The following is a 15522-nucleotide window of genomic DNA, read 5'->3' as shown; positions in this document are numbered from 1 at the left end:
AAATGGGATGATCCGATGGATGAGGGGCGGCGCCGAAGCTCTGACGCGACGGCGGCGACCGTCGACACCCCTCGCCCTTTCATCGGACGAGCCCCCGGATCGGTTCACGCGGGATTCCCCCGCGGGCCGGCGTCTCCCGCGCGACGAGGAGGTCGTCGGCGGCGGCCGGGCGGTTCCGCAGGGTCAGCGCGCCGGCGCCCCGGTGTCGCTCATCGCGATGCCCAGGCGATGGTGCAGGGCAGCGCGTGGCCGGCCCAGCCGGTCTGCGGGGCGCGTTGCTGCCGGTGTGGTCCGTGACGACGAAGCCCGGCCGGGCGCCCGAGACGGCGACCTCGGGGTGGGCGAGGACGGCGGGGGCGGCTCGGGCCCGCCTCGCGAGAACGCGCGCGGCGAGGAGAGCGGGACGGCACCCGCAGGCGGGCACGACGAAGGGCCGCACCCGTGGGGGATGCGGCCCTGTCAGCCGTCGGGGGCCCGTCGCCCGCCTACCGGACCTCGGTGATCTCCGGTCCGCGCTGCAGCTGGCCCATGCCGCCGGAGAAGCGGGAGCTCTCGTCCTGCTGCTGCACGCCCTCGGGCACCATCTGAGCGTCGTTCGGCAGCTTCAGGACGATCGGGTCGCGAGGCGCCATCGGGCCCTCGCCGCGCACCACGACCGTGTCCCGGAAGATCTGCTCGAGCAGACCCGCCGCCTGCGGCTGCACCGCGCCCTGACCCGAGATCACCCCGCGCAGGAACCAGCGGGGACCGTCCACGCCGACGAAGCGCACGACATGGAAGCCGCCCGTGCCATCCGGCAGCTGCACCGGCACCTGGGCCCGCAGCTCCCAGCCCAGCGGTCCTTCGACCTCGTCGACGATGCCACCCTGCTGGGTGATGCCGGAGCCGATCTCCTCGCGCACCTCGCCCCAGATGCCCTCGCGCTTGGGAGCGGCGAAGGCCTGCAGCTGGATGGCGCTGTCGCGCAGCACGACCGTCGCCGCGACGATCGCGTCGCCGGCGACCTCGACCCGCAGCTCCATGCCGTCGACCCCGGGCACGAAGAGCCCGCCGAGGTCCACGCGCCCCTCGGCGGGGTCGCGCACCTCCGAGTCGTCCCAGGGCCCGTCGGGCCGCGGCTCGGGCTCGAGCCGCACGCGCTCGCGCGCACCCTCCGCGTCGTCCGCCTCAGCGTCGACACTGTCGACGACCTGCTCGGCCTCGCCGGCCGCGTCCTCGGCGGCACCCTTCTTGTTGCGACGTCCGAACACGTCACTGTCCTTCCCGGTCGGATACGACCGAAGCGTATCGATTCCCACCCGTCGCGCCGCCGTCGGCGGCCTGACCGCTTGTACCGCTCGCGCCGCCCACGGCGGCATGGCCGCCGGTGGACCCGAAGCCCCCTGCGGCCCGCGCCGACCCGGGAAGCTCCGCGACCTCCTGGAAGCGGACCCTCTCGACCTGCTGGACGACCAGTTGGGCAATCCGGTCGAAGCGCTCGAACCGCACCGACTCGCGCGGGTCGAGATTCACCACGATCACCTTGATCTCCCCACGGTACCCGGCATCAACCGTCCCCGGGGCATTCACGAGAGCGACGCCGCACCGGGCGGCCAGCCCCGACCGGGGATGCACGAAGGCCGCGTACCCCTCCGGCAGGGCGACACGGACCCCCGTGGGCAGCACGGCCCGCTCCCCCGGCGCCAGTTCGCGGCTCTCCGTCGTGCGCAGATCGGCTCCCGCGTCACCGGGGTGCTCGTACGCCGGAAGCGGTACGTCCGGGTCGACGCGCCGGATCAGGACGTCCAGGGGACCGCGGCTCACGGGTTCACCTCGAAGGCGCGGGCGCGCCGGACCTGGTCCGGGTCGCTCATGGCGGCCTGGATCTCCTCCGCGCGGCCGTGATCCACGAAGTGTTCGACGGCGACCTCGATGAAGAGGGCGTCGGCCCGGACCGCGACGGGCCCGTCGGGGCCGCCGATCCGACCGGTCGCGGTCGAGTAGATCTTGCGCCGGGCGACGGCGGTGACCTCCGCCTCCAGGTGCAGCGCGGTGCCGACGGGCACGGGCCGGACGAAGTCGGTCTCCAGCCGTCCGGTCACGGCGATCGTCCGCAGCAGCCAGTTCAGCGAGCCGAGCGTCTCGTCCAGCGCGGACGCCAGAATCCCCCCGTGCGCCAGACCCGGCGCGCCCTGGTGGGCCGGCTGCACGGTGAACTCGGCGGTGACGGTCACGCCCTCGCCGGCCCGCGCCTGCAGATGCAGACCATGGGCCTGCCCGTCGCCGCATCCGAAACAGTGTTCGTAGTGGGCGCCGAGCAGTTCGCCGGGCGCGGGAGCGTCGGGGTGCCGGACGGGTTTCTGGGCCCCGGCCGGAGGCTCGAGAGCTGCGGAAGTACCACTCACAGCCGCAGACCTTACCCGCCCACCCGACGCCCGCCGCCACCGTGCCCGGCCCCTTGCCCGGCCCCTTGCCCGGCAGCGTGCCCGGCAGGGCTGTACGCGGCCCCCCTGTGCCCGGCCTGCACCGGGGACCGTGCCAAGCTTGGCTCCATGCAGCTCTCCGCCGCCCCGTACGAAGAACGCCTCACCGCCCCCCGCTCGTGGTGGCTCGTCTCGTTCCTCGTGGGCGTCTCCATGGCTCTGATCCTGCTGCCCTTCGGCACCCTGCCGCTGCTCGGCGGTCTGGTCGGCGGCACCGCGGCCGCGGCCGTCGTGGCCAGCTCCTACGGGTCCCCGCGCATCCGCGTGGTGGGCGACTCCCTGATCGCGGGCGAGGCGAAGATCCCGGTCACGGCGCTGGGCGACGCGGAGGTCCTGGACGCGGAGGAGGCGCGCGCCTGGCGCACGCACAAGGCCGACACCAGGGCGTTCCTGCTGCTGCGCTCCTACATCCCCACCGCGCTGAAGGTGGAGGTCACCGACCCGCAGGACCCGACGCCGTACCTGTACCTGTCGACCCGGGAACCGGAGCGGCTGGCGCGAGCCATCGAGTCGGCGCGCGAGGCCGCGGCGCAGGCGTAGCCTCACGCGGCGGTCCTGACGGAGCCCACCGGGCTCCACCGGCCCCGCCTGGCCCCACCGGGCTCCACCCCGGCCCCAACGGGCTCCACCGGCCTGGGCAGGCGTCAGCAGGCGTCTGCAGGCTCAGCGTCCGGGTTCGCCGGGGTGGTCGGGGTCCTCGGGGTTCAGCGGGTTGTGGGTGATCTCCCCCATCGGCAGCGGCTCCGCGGGCTCCTCGAGCGCCGGCAGTTCCGCCAGCCCGTCCCACGGCACCTGCGCCTTCCGCAGGTCGGCCCGGATCCTTGCGGCCACCCTTCTGGTGTCCCGCCGGTTCATGAGCGCGCCGACCGCGGCGCCCACCATGAAGGGCATCAGGTTCGGCAGGCTGCGGACCATGCGCTTCATGATCTGCTGACGGAGCTCGCGCTTCATCTGGCCGCCGAGGGCGGAGTTGACCGAGGACGGTTTCCTGACGTCGATTCCGCGTTCACCCGACCACGAGCGCAGATAGGCGGTGCTGCGGTCCTTGAGACCGCCCGGCGGCCGCAGGCCGTAGACCTCGTGGAGTTCGGCGATCAGCTTCAGTTCGATCGCGGCGACCCCGGTGATCTCCGCGGCCAGTTCGGTCGGCATCGCCGGCGGCACCGGCAGCATCGCCGCGGCGCCGATGGCCGCCCCCACTGTGGACGTGGCGTTCGCCGCGCCCGTCACGAGCTTGTCCGCGAGCTGCTCGGGCCCGAGACCGGGGAAATGTGCGCGAAGCGTCCGGAGGTCCCGTACGGGGACCCGCGGGGCGATGTCGATGATCCGGTCGGCCAGATGCGCCAGGCCCGCCCTGGCGTGGCTTCCGCTCTTGTGGAGGCCCTCCCGGGCCAGACCGGTGGCCTTGTCCCGGATGACCGCCGCCCGTCGCTTGGCGACGGGGGCGGTGTTCCGTGCCGGCGCCGGGAGGTCAGCCCGGCCAGTCGCACGTTCGAGCGAGGCCGATCCTGTCGGGACCGCTCCCGAACCGGATGAGCCTCGCTCGTCGTCACGCACGCCGTGAGGGCCCTGCGCGGGCCCCTTGTCCGATCCCCGCAAGGGGAAGCGGCGCTTCCGAGGAGGGGTCGAGCCAGTCACGGCCGACCCGCCCTCAGTCGCAGTCGCGGCAGATCGGCTGGCCGTTCTTCTCGCGGGCCAGCTGGCTGCGGTGGTGCACCAGGAAGCAGCTCATGCAGGTGAACTCGTCCTGCTGCTTCGGCAGCACCCGGACGGCCAACTCCTCGTTCGAGAGGTCTGCGCCGGGCAGCTCAAGGCCCTCCGCCGCCTCGAACTCGTCGACGTCGACCGCCGAGGCGGACTTGTCGTTCCGCCGTGCCTTCAGCTCCTCAAGGCTGTCTGAATCGACGTCGTCATCTGTCTTGCGTGGGGTGTCGTAATCGGTGGCCATGTCGCCTCTCCCCCTCTGGGTGTCTGCGGTGTCTCCAGCGCACGTAACGCGTGAGAGGCCGGACTTGTGCCCGCCTCGAGGCGGAGATTTTGCCTCACATCAAGGTCTGTTACTCAATCGACACCCAACCGAACTCCTCATGAGTGATCGGCTGGGATGGCGATCGGGACCGTACACGGTCCGAATGCCGCACTTCAAAGGCGTCTCACCGTGTACTTCCCGTGATCAGCACCCCCGAAAACCCGGATTTTCCGGGCGTTATGATGGCATTCATGATCACGGAGAGTAGATGGCCGGATATTCGCCCCTGTGATCGATCACACACGGGTAAGCCCCGGAAGGCCCAGGAAAATTCCGCGCAAAGCGAACAAGCCCGCGAGTGTCGGGTCATGATCTCAGACGGGCAAAGTGACCCGCATCACAAGCCCTCCTCCCTCGCGCGGCTGAGCCGCGATGTGACCGCCGTGCGCCCGGGCCACGGACCGCACGATGGAAAGACCCAGCCCGACCCCCTTGTCGCTACCCGTCCGCTCGGTGCGCAACCGGCGGAAAGGCTCGAACAGATTGTCGATCTCATACGCCGGCACGACCGGCCCGGTGTTCGACACCACGAGCACCGCCTGGCCGTGCTGGATCTCGGTGGTCACCTCGACCCACCCGCCCTCGGGAACGTTGTACCGAACCGCGTTCTGGACGAGGTTCAGGGCGATCCGCTCCAGCAGGACGCCGTTGCCCTGGACGACCGCGGGCTTCTGCTCCCCGCGGATCAGCACGCCCTTCGCCGCCGCCTCCCCGTGCACCTGATCGATGGCCTGCTCGGCCACCTCGGCCAGGTCGACCGGCTTGCGCTCGACGATCTGGTTGTCGCTGCGGGCGAGCAGCAGCAGCCCCTCGACCAGTTGCTCGCTGCGCTCGTTGGTGGCCAGCAGCGTCTTGCCCAGCTGCTGCAGCTCCGGCGGCGCGCCCGGGTCGGAGAGGTGCACCTCCAGCAGGGTGCGGTTGATCGCGAGCGGTGTGCGCAGCTCGTGCGAGGCGTTGCCCACGAAACGCTGCTGGGCGGTGAACGCGCGCTGCAGACGCTCCAGCATGTCGTCGAAGGTGTCGGCAAGCTCCTTCAGTTCGTCGTCCGGTCCGTCCAGCTCGATCCGGCGGGACAGGTCGGAGCCCGCCACCGCGCGCGCGGTGCGCGTGATCCGGCCCAGCGGGGACAGGACGCGTCCGGCCATGGCGTAGCCGAAGGCGAAGGCGATGACGGCGAGGCCGAGGAGGGCCAGCAGGGAGCGGCTGAGGAGGTCGTCCAGAGCCTGCTGCCGCTGGATGGCGTCGCACTGCTTGAGCACCGCGTTGATCTCTGCCTCGGGCGCGCTGTTCACCGCGGGACAGGACGCGCTGGTGACGTCCAGACTGACCCCGCGCACCTGGAGGGACTGGCCGCCGCCGCCCTCGTGGAGGGCCTGCGCGGCCAGCAGGTAGATGATCGACAGCAGCACGATGCCGGCGATCAGGAACATCCCGCCGTACAGCAGGGTGAGGCGTATGCGAATGGTCGGCCGCAGCCACGGGAAGGGGGTCTGCGGGCTCCTGGGGTCCCAGGTGGGCTTGGGGGGCGCCTGCACGGGCGTGGGGGTCGTTGCCATGGCGGATCAGATCCGGTAGCCGGAACCGGGAACGGTGACGATCACCGGAGGTTCGCCCAGCTTGCGGCGCAGCGTCATGACGGTCACGCGTACGACGTTGGTGAACGGGTCGGTGTTCTCGTCCCAGGCCTTTTCGAGGAGCTGCTCCGCGGACACCACCGCCCCCTCGCTGCGCATCAGCACCTCGAGGACGGCGAACTCCTTGGGCGCGAGCTGGACCTCCTTGCCGTCGCGGAAGACCTCGCGGCGGTTGGGGTCGAGCTTGATGCCGGCCCGCTCCAGGACGGGCGGCAGCGGCACGCTGGTGCGCCGGCCGAGGGCGCGCACGCGCGCGATCAGCTCGCTGAAGGCGAAGGGCTTGGGCAGATAGTCGTCGGCGCCGATCTCCAGTCCCTCGACGCGGTCGCTGACGTCGCCGGAGGCCGTGAGCATCAGCACGCGCGTGGGCATGCCGAGTTCGACGATCCTGCGGCAGACGTCGTCGCCGTGCACGAGGGGGAGGTCCCGGTCGAGGACGACCACGTCGTAGTCGTTGACGCCGATGCGCTCGAGGGCGGCCGCACCGTCGTACACGACGTCGACGGCCATGGCCTCCCGGCGCAGTCCGGTGGCCACCGCATCGGCGAGCAGCTGCTCGTCCTCGACGACGAGTACGCGCACGTCGCTTGTCCTTCCTGTGTCCACCCGCGTAGCGCCACTCGAGCGCACGCGGGCAGGGGTTCCGGCGGGTGTGGGCTTCCATCCTGCCCTTTTCGGCCATAAGTCGGCGGTAAGGCGGTGGGCGCCAGATGAAGAGCGGGTGTGAGGCCCGGGAATGCGAGATTTTCTCGTCGGGTCGAGGTTTCCGTGGAAGAGCGCGGGGGGAGGACGGCTTTACACCCCGCGATCACGCTCTGCATGTGCCGTAGCACCATGCGGCACTGCGCGTTCCGCTTCCGCAGAGTGGGCGTGGGTGTCCGGCACCGTCGCCGCCCGGCGGGGCTGCGCCGGGCACCTGTGAGAGACGTGATCGCCCCTTCCCAACCGGCACACCCCCGTGCCAACGACCCACGACCCAGGACGAGGGGGCGCAGCATGGACGCATTCACCGCAGGACTTCTGCAGCGCATAAGGGCGACCGAGTCCGACCTGACGCGGGCTCGCGACGAGGGCGACGAGTTCCTCGCCGAGGTGGAGCAGGGCGAGCTCGACGACCTGCGCCGCCTCGCCGCCGACCACGGTGTGGAGGTCGGCGCGACAAGCGTCTGAAGCCAGTTCGCGGCACGACGAGGGGGCCCCGGCGAATCCAGCGCCGGGGCCCCCTCGTCCTGCTCGTGTTCGTCCTGCTCGTGCGACGGCTCAGTCGTGCCAGGCGCCGAAGTCCTCCAGCAGGCGCTGCAGGGGCTCGAAGACGCCGGGGGTGGCCGCGATCGTCAGATCGCGTCCTGGTCGCTCTCCTGGCCGTCCACCGGTCAGCGCGCCCGCCTCCCGGGCGATCAGGTCGCCCGCCGCCAGGTCCCAGGGGTGCAGGCCGCGTTCGAAGTAGCCGTCGAGGCGGCCGGCGGCCACGTCGCACAGGTCCACGGCCGCCGATCCGCCGCGGCGGATGTCGCGCAGCAGCGGGATCAGCCGCTGCGCGACGGCGGCCTGGTGGGTGCGGACGTCGGTGACGTAGTTGAAGCCGGTGGAGACCAGCGCCTGGTCCAGGGGCGCCGCCTGTCGGCAGGACAGGGCCCGCTCGTGCCCGCGGGCATCGGTCGCCCAGGCCCCGCCGCCGCGCACCGCGCGGTACGTCTCGCCGCGCAGGGGTGTCGCGACGACCCCGACGACGGTCTCGCCGTCCTGCTCGGCCGCGATGGAGACGGCCCAGGTGGGGAGGCCGTACAGGTAGTTCACGGTGCCGTCGAGAGGGTCGATCACCCAGCGGACGCCGCTGCTGCCCGCGTGGGAGGCGCCCTCCTCGCCGAGGAGGCCGTCGTCGGGGCGGTGTTCGGCGATCAGCGAGGTGATCAGTTTCTCGGCCGCGATGTCCATCTCGGTGACGACGTCGATCGGGCTCGACTTGGTGGCGGCGACCGTGAGGTCGGCCGGACGTCCGTCGCGCAGCAGCTCACCGGCGCGGCGGGCGGCCTCCTCGGCGAGTCGGAGCAGTTCCGTGTGCAGGGGGTCGGTCACGCCGTTCCTCACGCGTAGGGGCTGTCGGCGCCCGCGGCGGCGGGCTTGGGGGCGCGGGCGGGGCAGCAGCCGACCGGGCACAGGTCGTGGCTCGCCCGCAGCGCGCCCAGGGCGCACCGGGTGACCTCGAGGCCGCTCTGGGCCGCGGCGCGTTCCAGGACGAGCTCGCGGATCGCGGCGGCGAAGCGCGGGTCGGCGCCCACGGTGGCCGAGCGGCGCACCGGCAGGCCGAGCTCCCGCGCCTTGGCCGTGGCCTCCGTGTCGAGGTCGTAGAGGACCTCCATGTGGTCGGAGACGAAGCCGATCGGGGCCATCACTACCGCCGGGACGCCGGCCGCGTGCCGTTCCTCGAGGTGGTCGCAGATGTCGGGCTCCAGCCAGGGGACGTGCGGGGCGCCGGAGCGGGACTGGTAGACGAGCTGCCAGGGATGGTCCACGCCGGTCCGCTCACGGACGGCGTCCGCGACGAGCCGGGCGGTGTCCAGGTGCTGCTTCACGTACGCGCCGCCGTCGCCGTGCTCGTCGGCCGGGCCGGAGGAGTCGGCGGCGGCGATCGGGATCGAGTGGGTCGAGAAGGCGAGGTGCGCGCCGTCCCGGACGTCCTCGGGGAGGTCGGCCAGCGACCGCAGAACGCCGTCGATCATGGGCTCCACGAAACCGGGGTGGTTGAAGTAGTGGCGCAGCTTGTCGACCCGGGGCGGCTCCAGGCCCTCGGCCTCCAGGGTGGCCAGCGCGTCGGCCAGGTTCTCGCGGTACTGACGGCAGCCGGAGTACGAGGCGTAGGCGCTGGTGGCGAGGACGAGAACGCGCCGGCGGCCGTCGGCGACCATCTTGCGCAGGGTGTCCGTGAGGTACGGGGCCCAGTTGCGGTTGCCCCAGTAGACCGGCAGGTCCAGGCCGTGCTCGGCGAAGTCCTTGCGCAGGGCGTCCAGGAGGGCGCGGTTCTGGTCGTTGATGGGGCTGACCCCGCCGAACAGGAAGTAGTGCTGCCCGACCTCCTTGAGGCGTTCCTTGGGGATGCCGCGCCCGCGCGTCACGTTCTCCAGGAACGGAACCACGTCGTCCGGTCCTTCGGGGCCGCCGAAGGAGAGCAGGAGCAGGGCGTCGTAGGGGGTGGCGTCTCGCGCGTCTCGCATGGGTCGATCCTGCCACCCGCCTCCGACAGCCGCGGCAGGGCGGGGTGCCGGACGGGAGCACGGCCGTCCGCCGGGATGCATTAGGGTTGCCTAAGTTCGTCAGCTGTATGAGCTGCTTCACGCCTTACCGGTTCCGCCGGGACCCGCACGTCCGCCGAGTCCCTGCCGGGCCGCCTCCCTCACGCCGCGCCGGCCTCGCACACGCGCGTGACCGGACCTCCCGGAGACCCTCGTGCCCAGCCCGTACCGCGCCCTGTTCGCCGCCCCCGGCTCCAGGAGCTTCTCCGCCGCCGGGTTCGTGGGCCGGATGCCGCTGTCGATGATGGGCATCGGCGTGGTCACGATGGTCTCGCAGCTCACGGGGCGCTACGGGCTCGCGGGCGCGCTGTCGGCGACCATCGCGCTGGCGGCCGCGGTCTTCGGACCGCGGATCTCGCGCCTGGTGGACCGCCACGGTCAGCGCAGGGTGCTGCGCCCCGCGACCCTGGTCGCCCTCGGCGCCGCGACCGGACTGCTGGCGGCCGCGCGCTTCGAGTGGCCCGACTGGGTGCTGTTCGTGTGCGCCGCCGGCGTCGGCACGGTGCCCAGTCTCGGCGCGATGATCCGGGCCCGCTGGGCCTCCCTGTACCGGGGCACTCCCCAGCTGCACACCGCGTACTCCTTCGAGTCCGTGGTCGACGAGGTGTGCTTCATCTTCGGGCCGATCATCTCCATCGGTCTGTCCACGGCCTGGTTCCCGGAGGCCGGACCGCTGCTCGCGGCCTGCTTCCTCGCCGTCGGGGTCTTCTGGCTGACCGCCCAGCGGGCCACCGAGCCGGCGCCGCACCCGCGCGACGAGCAGCAGGGCACGGGCTCGGCGCTGCGCTCACCGGGACTGCGGGTTCTGGTGGCCACGTTCGTGGCGACCGGCGCGATCTTCGGAGCGGTCGACGTGGTCACCGTCGCGTTCGCCGACGAGCAGGGTCACCAGGCGGCCGCCAGCGTCGTCCTGGCGCTCTACGCGACGGGTTCCTGCCTGGCGGGGCTCGTGTTCGGACTGCTGCGCCCGAAGGGTCCGGCGGAGCGGCGCTGGCTGTTGGGCGTGTTCATGATGGCCGTGAGTATGATCCCCCTCCTACTGGTCGGAAACTTGCCGTTTCTGGCCGTGGCGCTGTTCGTAGCGGGTCTGGCCATCGCTCCCACGATGATCACCACCATGTCCCTCATCGAAGAGCACGTACCACGCGCGCGATCGACCGAGGGCATGACCTGGATCAGCACCGGGCTCGCGATCGGCGTCGCGATCGGCTCCTCCGTCGCCGGCTGGGTCATCGACGCGGCCGGGGCGCGGGCCGGGTACGGGGTTCCGGCGGTGTCCGGGGCCGTCGCGGTCGCGGTCGGTTTCCTCGGGTACCGCCGGCTGAGCAGGCCGGCGCCGGGTCGTGGAGGCACCGTTGAGCAGCACAGCGAGCGGGAAGAACGCCGTCTGGCGTAACTGGGGCGGCAACGTCGTCGCACGTCCCGCGCGGGAGGTCACGCCCGCCTCCGTCGATGAACTGGCCGCCGCGGTGCGCCGGGCCGCCGAGGACGGGCTGAGGGTGAAGGCGGTCGGCTCCGGCCACTCCTTCACTGCGATCGCCGCGACCGACGGCGTGTTGATCCGCCCTCAACTGTTGACCGGCATCCGCGGCGTCGACCGGGAGAACATGACCGTCACGGTCGAGGCCGGCACGCCGCTCAAGAGGCTCAACATGGCTCTCGCGCGGGAGGGCCTGTCGCTCACCAACATGGGCGACATCATGGAGCAGACGGTGTCGGGCGCCACCAGCACCGGCACCCACGGCACGGGCCGCGAGTCGGCCTCCATCGCCGCCCAGATCAAGGGCCTCGAACTGGTGACGGCCGACGGCTCGGTGCTCACCTGCTCCGAGAAGGAGAACCCCGACGTCTTCGCGGCGGCGCGGATCGGGCTGGGCGCCCTCGGCATCGTCACGGCGATCACCTTCGCCGTGGAGCCGATCTTCCTGCTCACCGCGCGCGAGGAGCCGATGCCCTTCGACAGGGTCCTCGCCGACTTCGACGAACTGTGGGCCGAGAACGAGCACTTCGAGTTCTACTGGTTCCCGCACACGGGCAGCACCAACACCAAGCGCAACAACCGCAGCGCCGGGCCCCGCGAGCCGGTGAGCCGGTTCGCCGGCTTCGTCGAGGACGAGCTCCTCTCCAACGGTGTCTTCCAGGTCGCCCAGTGGGTCGGGCGGGCGGCGCCCGCCACGGTCCCGGCCATCGCGAAGATCTCCAGCAAGGCCCTGTCCGCGCGCACCTACACGGACATCCCCTACAAGGTCTACACGTCCCCGCGCCGGGTGCGGTTCCTGGAGATGGAGTACGCACTCCCCCGCGAGGCGGTCACCGAGGCGCTGCGTGAGCTGAAGGCGATGGTCGACCGCTCCGGTCTGCGGGTCAGTTTCCCCGTGGAGGTGCGCACCGCGCCGGCGGACGACATCACCCTGTCCACCGCATCGGGACGCGACAGCGCGTACATCGCCGTGCACATGGTCAAGGGCACGCCCTACTCGGCGTACTTCACCGCCGCCGAGCGCATCTTCACCGCGTACGAGGGCCGACCGCACTGGGGCAAGATCCACACACGGGACGCCGAGTACTTCGCCTCCGTCTACCCGCGCTTCGGCGAGTTCACGGCGCTGCGGGACCGGCTCGATCCCGACCGCCGGTTCCAGAACGACTACGTGCGCCGGATCCTGGGGGCTTGACATGCTCCTCGGGCTGAAGCCCGAGGATTCCGGCCGTCCCGACGGGGTGCCGTGCCGCTACGCGGCACAGTTTCCTGTAGGGATTCCGTGGCTTCCTGTTTCTTCGCGCTGTGCCGGGACGAGTCCCGCGTCTTACCCGCGCTCCGCAGGCTGTCACCGCCAGTCCGGCGGCCTGTTTCACGTTCTGCGCGGCGTTCACGTCGCGGTCGTGCAAGGTCCCGCAGGCGGGGCAGGTCCACTCGCGCACGTCGAGGGGTTTGGGACCGTCACGATGGCCGCAGGCGGAGCAGACCTGGCCGGTCGGCTCGGACCGGTCGATCTTGATGAAGGTGCGGCCGTACCGTTCGGCCTTGTACGCGAGCATGGTCACGAACTGTGACCAGCCCGCGTCGTGCACGCTCTTGGCCGGCCTCGTGCGCGCCAGTCCTTTGACCGCCGGGTCCTCCACCGCGACCGCTGTCACCGGCTACCGGCGGCCAGTGCCTCTCTGTCCGGCTCCGCCGGAAGGTCACCGCGACGCTTCGCGTCGCGACCACCGGATTCGCTTCACCATCGGGCTTCAGGATTCTGCTGAGGTCTCAGCAGAATCCTGAAGCCCGATGCACTGCGAGTGAATCCCGGTAGCGGACATCGCCGACGAGCCCGGCCCGCCGCAACGCCTCAGCCTTCGCGTTCGTCTTCGCGTTCGCGGCCTTCCGGCCCGGGCGCGACGACGATTTCCGGCCTTTCACGGGCACCGGCAACTCATCTGACTTTTCCTCACGAGATCAGCCACATACGCGAGAAGGGGACGTACGGACGAAACCGGGAGTTCCGATTCGGGCGATTGCGTGAGGTACACCACTTTCAAGATCGCGAAAGGCGCGCCACGAAGGGCCAAGTCCCACCTCGCGCCGGAAGTCGGGTGGCGCGCCAATCCACGCACGTGGCCCAAATGGAGTACTGTTGCGAGCCCTGGCCCCGGTCTCCCGCCAGGATGCCCGGGGCCTCGCCGGACCGCCTGAAGGGGGACCGGTCGCACAGGGTGACGGCTTCGGTGACTCAGCGTGGAGAAAAGGTAACCGTGCCATAACGGCGGCGCGGGACCCGTGCCCGACACGCCGGGCAACTCGGCAAGGTTGTGGCAGGCTGCACCCGGGCAGGCCACACTCGACTAGCGGAAGCAGCGACGCACGTGACGTCGGCAGGCACCACCCGGGAGGTCCCCATGCCCGAACTGCGTGTCGTGGCCGTCTCGAATGACGGCACACGGCTGGTGCTGAAGGCTGCGGACAGCACGGAGTACACGCTTCCGATCGATGAGCGTCTGCGCGCCGCCGTACGCGGCGACCGTCCCCGCCTCGGCCAGATCGAGATCGAGGTGGAGAGCCATCTCCGCCCCCGCGACATCCAGGCGCGGATACGTGCCGGTGCCACCGCGGAAGAAGTCGCCCAGATGGCCGGCATCCCCGTCGACCGTGTGCGCCGTTTCGAGGGTCCCGTGCTGGCCGAGCGCGCCTTCATGGCCGAGCGGGCCCGGAAGACTCCGGTCCGCCGGCCCGGTGAGAACGCCGGACCCCAACTCGGCGAGGCCGTCCAGGAACGGCTGCTGCTGCGCGGCGCCGACAAGGACACCGTCCAGTGGGACTCGTGGCGTCGCGACGACGGCACCTGGGAGGTCCTGCTCGTCTACCTGGTCGCGGGCGAACCGCATTCGGCGAGCTGGACGTACGACCCGCCCCGGCGGCTCGTCCAGGCCGTCGACGACGAAGCGCGTTCGCTGATCGGCGAGTCCGACGACCTGGCCGCTCCGGAGCCCAGCTTTCCGTTCGTCCCGCGCATCGCCCGGCTGCCGCGCGACCGGCCGCTGGACCGCGCCCTCGACCGGGAGCGGCCCAGCCTGCCGGCCCCGCCGTCCGAGCCGGCCGAGGAGACCGGCGAGCGTGAACGCGACTCGCTGACCAGCCTGTTGGAGGCGGTGCCGAGCTTCCGTGGCGACATGGTCGTGCCGGAGCGCCCGGCGGATCCCGTCACGGAGGAGCCGGACGAGCAGGAGCCCGAGGTCGAGGAGCCGCCCGCGCCCGCCGCCTCGGCGGGTTCCGCCTACGCGGACGTCCTCATGCCGCGTTCCGTCGGCAGCCACCGCGACCGTCTCGTGGGCGCCACCGACCGCCAGGCCGAGGCGGACGGCGTCCGTCCGGGCCGCCGGGCCGCGGTGCCGAGCTGGGACGAGATCGTGTTCGGCACCCGGCGCAAGAAGCAGGAGTGACGGGGTCCGCGGGCCGGCCCTTCAGGGCGTCCGCCGGTGCGCCGACGTCGGCGCACACGGCTCTGTCTGCACACCAGGAGGGCCGCACCCGTTCGGTGCGGCCCTCCTGTGCTGCCCGCCCGGTGGGATCACTGGGGGTCCGGGCCCACGGCGACCGGCCGGGACGGATCCGAGGACCACTCCGACCAGGAGCCGACGTACAGAGCCGCGGGGATGCCGGCGACGGCCAGGGCGAGCACCTCGTGCGCGCCGGAGACGCCCGAGCCGCAGTAGACGCCGACCTCGGCGCCGTCGGACGCCCCCAGCGCCTTGAAGCGGTCCCTCAGGTCCTCCGGAGGCAGGAACCGGCCGTCCGGGCCCACGTTGTCGTTCGTCGGCGCGGAGACGGCGCCCGGGATGTGCCCGCCGACGCGGTCGATCGGCTCGACCTCGCCCCGGTACCGCTCCCCCGCGCGGGCGTCGAACAGCACTCCGGAGCGGGCCAGGGCCGCGGCCCCGCCGGCGTCGAGGAGGCCCGTGGCGCCCGGGACCGGCGCGAAATCGCCCTCCACGCGCGCGGGGACGTCCACCGAGAGCTCCCCCTGCCACGACGGCAAACCGCCGTCCAGGACCCGCACGTCCGGGTGACCCGTCCAGCGCAGCAGCCACCACGCGCGGGCCGCCGCCCAGCCCTGCCCGCCGTCGTACACCACCACCGGCCGGCCGGCGAAGACGCCCGCACGGCGCATCGCCGCGCCGAACTCCCCCAGGCCGGGCAGCGGGTGGCGGCCGGCCGCTCCCGCGGCGCCCGCGAGATCGCGGTCCAGGTCGACGTAGACCGCGCCCGGCACATGCCCGGACTCGTAGGCGGCGCGGCCGTCGAAGGGCGGCTCGCCGGCCGCCCTCGCCGTACTGAGCTGCCAGCGGACGTCGAGGACGACGGGCGGGTTCTCCCCCGCCAGGTCGCCGGCCAGTTCCGATGCGGTGATGATGGCGTTCATGGCCACCATCCTCGCGTACGGGGTGGCCCCGCCGCCCGGGTCCGGCTACTCTGCTCGGCCGGACAGCCTCGATCACGAGGCGTGCGGGATCGAGCACATGCCGTACAGGCGACCGACATACGGCGACAACCGCGCGTGAACCCTGGAACACCCCCACCAGGGATCCTCCGAGCGCGGCAGCGACACGACACCCCGAGTGGCCGA

The 15522-nt window shown here is 72.0% G+C and carries 16 protein-coding genes and 1 pseudogene; 6 read left to right on the top strand and 11 right to left on the bottom strand.

The window, feature by feature from the left end:
• Nucleotides 1-485: 485 nt before the first annotated feature.
• The 3 genes from QA802_RS31555 to QA802_RS31545 are packed head-to-tail and all read right to left on the bottom strand — an operon-like array spanning nt 486 to nt 2384.
• Nucleotides 486-1250, bottom strand: a complete 765-nt coding sequence (locus tag QA802_RS31555; protein ID WP_334529765.1) for a DUF3710 domain-containing protein — start codon at nt 1248-1250, stop codon at nt 486-488.
• Nucleotide 1251: 1 nt separating this feature from the next.
• A complete protein-coding gene (dut, locus tag QA802_RS31550) occupies nt 1252-1803 on the bottom strand; it encodes a dUTP diphosphatase (protein ID WP_334529762.1) in 552 nt (183 codons plus the stop codon).
• The gene (locus QA802_RS31545; RefSeq protein ID WP_334529759.1) at nt 1800-2384 is read right to left on the bottom strand and encodes a PaaI family thioesterase; all 585 of its coding nucleotides are present in this window, start codon (nt 2382-2384) and stop codon (nt 1800-1802) included. Before QA802_RS31545 ends, dut begins: the two co-directional genes overlap by 4 nt.
• 147 nt (nt 2385-2531) lie before the next feature.
• Here QA802_RS31545 and QA802_RS31540 point away from each other — a divergent pair, with 147 nt between their 5' ends.
• Nucleotides 2532-3002 (top strand): DUF3093 domain-containing protein, encoded by a 471-nt coding sequence (locus QA802_RS31540; protein ID WP_334529756.1) that lies wholly within the window; start codon nt 2532-2534, stop codon nt 3000-3002.
• A 123-nt stretch (nt 3003-3125) separates the two neighbouring features.
• Here QA802_RS31540 and QA802_RS31535 read toward each other — a convergent pair whose 3' ends face one another.
• The 4 genes from QA802_RS31535 to QA802_RS31520 all read right to left on the bottom strand — a co-directional run bounded on the left by QA802_RS31535 (nt 3126) and on the right by QA802_RS31520 (nt 6707).
• Nucleotides 3126-4100 (bottom strand): hypothetical protein, encoded by a 975-nt coding sequence (locus QA802_RS31535; protein ID WP_334529753.1) that lies wholly within the window; start codon nt 4098-4100, stop codon nt 3126-3128.
• A 13-nt stretch (nt 4101-4113) separates the two neighbouring features.
• Nucleotides 4114-4410 (bottom strand): DUF4193 domain-containing protein, encoded by a 297-nt coding sequence (locus QA802_RS31530; protein ID WP_003993510.1) that lies wholly within the window; start codon nt 4408-4410, stop codon nt 4114-4116.
• A gap of 395 nt (nt 4411-4805) precedes the next feature.
• Nucleotides 4806-6047, bottom strand: coding sequence for a sensor histidine kinase (locus tag QA802_RS31525; RefSeq protein ID WP_334529750.1), 1242 nt, complete (start codon nt 6045-6047; stop codon nt 4806-4808).
• Between the two features lie 6 nt (nt 6048-6053).
• A complete protein-coding gene (locus QA802_RS31520) occupies nt 6054-6707 on the bottom strand; it encodes a response regulator transcription factor (RefSeq protein ID WP_007387794.1) in 654 nt (217 codons plus the stop codon).
• Between the two features lie 414 nt (nt 6708-7121).
• Here QA802_RS31520 and QA802_RS31515 point away from each other — a divergent pair, with 414 nt between their 5' ends.
• On the top strand, nt 7122-7295 hold the full coding sequence (locus tag QA802_RS31515; protein ID WP_173985551.1) for a hypothetical protein: 174 nt from the start codon (nt 7122-7124) through the stop codon (nt 7293-7295).
• A gap of 90 nt (nt 7296-7385) precedes the next feature.
• Here the strand turns inward: QA802_RS31515 and QA802_RS31510 are convergent, their stop codons facing one another.
• Entirely contained in the window at nt 7386-8201 is an 816-nt protein-coding gene (locus QA802_RS31510) for an inositol monophosphatase family protein (protein WP_334529747.1), read from the bottom strand.
• An 8-nt stretch (nt 8202-8209) separates the two neighbouring features.
• Nucleotides 8210-9337, bottom strand: a complete 1128-nt coding sequence (locus QA802_RS31505; RefSeq protein ID WP_334529744.1) for a ferrochelatase — start codon at nt 9335-9337, stop codon at nt 8210-8212.
• A 232-nt stretch (nt 9338-9569) separates the two neighbouring features.
• Between QA802_RS31505 and QA802_RS31500 the strand changes: the two genes are divergently transcribed.
• A complete protein-coding gene (locus QA802_RS31500) occupies nt 9570-10811 on the top strand; it encodes an MFS transporter (RefSeq protein ID WP_334529741.1) in 1242 nt (413 codons plus the stop codon).
• Nucleotides 10771-12090, top strand: coding sequence for a D-arabinono-1,4-lactone oxidase (locus QA802_RS31495; protein ID WP_334529740.1), 1320 nt, complete (start codon nt 10771-10773; stop codon nt 12088-12090). Before QA802_RS31500 ends, QA802_RS31495 begins: the two co-directional genes overlap by 41 nt.
• A 57-nt stretch (nt 12091-12147) precedes the next feature.
• Here the strand turns inward: QA802_RS31495 and QA802_RS31490 are convergent.
• Nucleotides 12148-12547: pseudogene (locus tag QA802_RS31490) on the bottom strand (RNA-guided endonuclease InsQ/TnpB family protein); the annotation flags it as partial.
• Nucleotides 12548-13297: 750 nt separating this feature from the next.
• Here QA802_RS31490 and sepH point away from each other — a divergent pair.
• Nucleotides 13298-14338: a septation protein SepH gene (gene sepH, locus QA802_RS31485; protein ID WP_319168799.1), complete on the top strand. Its 1041-nt coding sequence runs from the start codon at nt 13298-13300 to the stop codon at nt 14336-14338.
• A 128-nt stretch (nt 14339-14466) separates the two neighbouring features.
• Here the strand turns inward: sepH and QA802_RS31480 are convergent, their stop codons facing one another.
• The gene (locus QA802_RS31480; protein WP_334529733.1) at nt 14467-15318 is read right to left on the bottom strand and encodes a sulfurtransferase; all 852 of its coding nucleotides are present in this window, start codon (nt 15316-15318) and stop codon (nt 14467-14469) included.
• Between QA802_RS31480 and QA802_RS31475 the strand changes: the two genes are divergently transcribed.
• A complete protein-coding gene (locus QA802_RS31475) occupies nt 15317-15457 on the top strand; it encodes a hypothetical protein (protein WP_334529730.1) in 141 nt (46 codons plus the stop codon). The two genes, QA802_RS31480 and QA802_RS31475, sit on opposite strands and share 2 nt — an antisense overlap.
• The last annotated feature ends 65 nt before the right edge of the window (nt 15458-15522 follow it).

Origin of the sequence: Streptomyces sp. B21-105, from assembly GCF_036898465.1 — a bacterium.
Lineage (GTDB): Bacteria > Actinomycetota > Actinomycetes > Streptomycetales > Streptomycetaceae > Streptomyces.
Note: the sequence above shows the minus strand (reverse complement) of the source record. Positions and strands in the feature narration are given on the sequence as shown.

What these genes read in the sequence shown, in the direction of transcription:
- QA802_RS31540 (WP_334529756.1), top strand. Translation starts at nt 2,532, where the DNA reads ATGCAGCTCTCCGCCGCCCCGTACGAAGAACGCCTCACCGCCCCCCGC.
- QA802_RS31530 (WP_003993510.1), bottom strand. Translation starts at nt 4,410, where the DNA reads ATGGCCACCGATTACGACACCCCACGCAAGACAGATGACGACGTCGAT.
- QA802_RS31525 (WP_334529750.1), bottom strand. Translation starts at nt 6,047, where the DNA reads ATGGCAACGACCCCCACGCCCGTGCAGGCGCCCCCCAAGCCCACCTGG.
- QA802_RS31515 (WP_173985551.1), top strand. Translation starts at nt 7,122, where the DNA reads ATGGACGCATTCACCGCAGGACTTCTGCAGCGCATAAGGGCGACCGAG.
- QA802_RS31505 (WP_334529744.1), bottom strand. Translation starts at nt 9,337, where the DNA reads ATGCGAGACGCGCGAGACGCCACCCCCTACGACGCCCTGCTCCTGCTC.
- sepH (WP_319168799.1), top strand. Translation starts at nt 13,298, where the DNA reads ATGCCCGAACTGCGTGTCGTGGCCGTCTCGAATGACGGCACACGGCTG.
- QA802_RS31475 (WP_334529730.1), top strand. Translation starts at nt 15,317, where the DNA reads ATGGCCACCATCCTCGCGTACGGGGTGGCCCCGCCGCCCGGGTCCGGC.
- QA802_RS31480 (WP_334529733.1), bottom strand. Translation starts at nt 15,318, where the DNA reads ATGAACGCCATCATCACCGCATCGGAACTGGCCGGCGACCTGGCGGGG.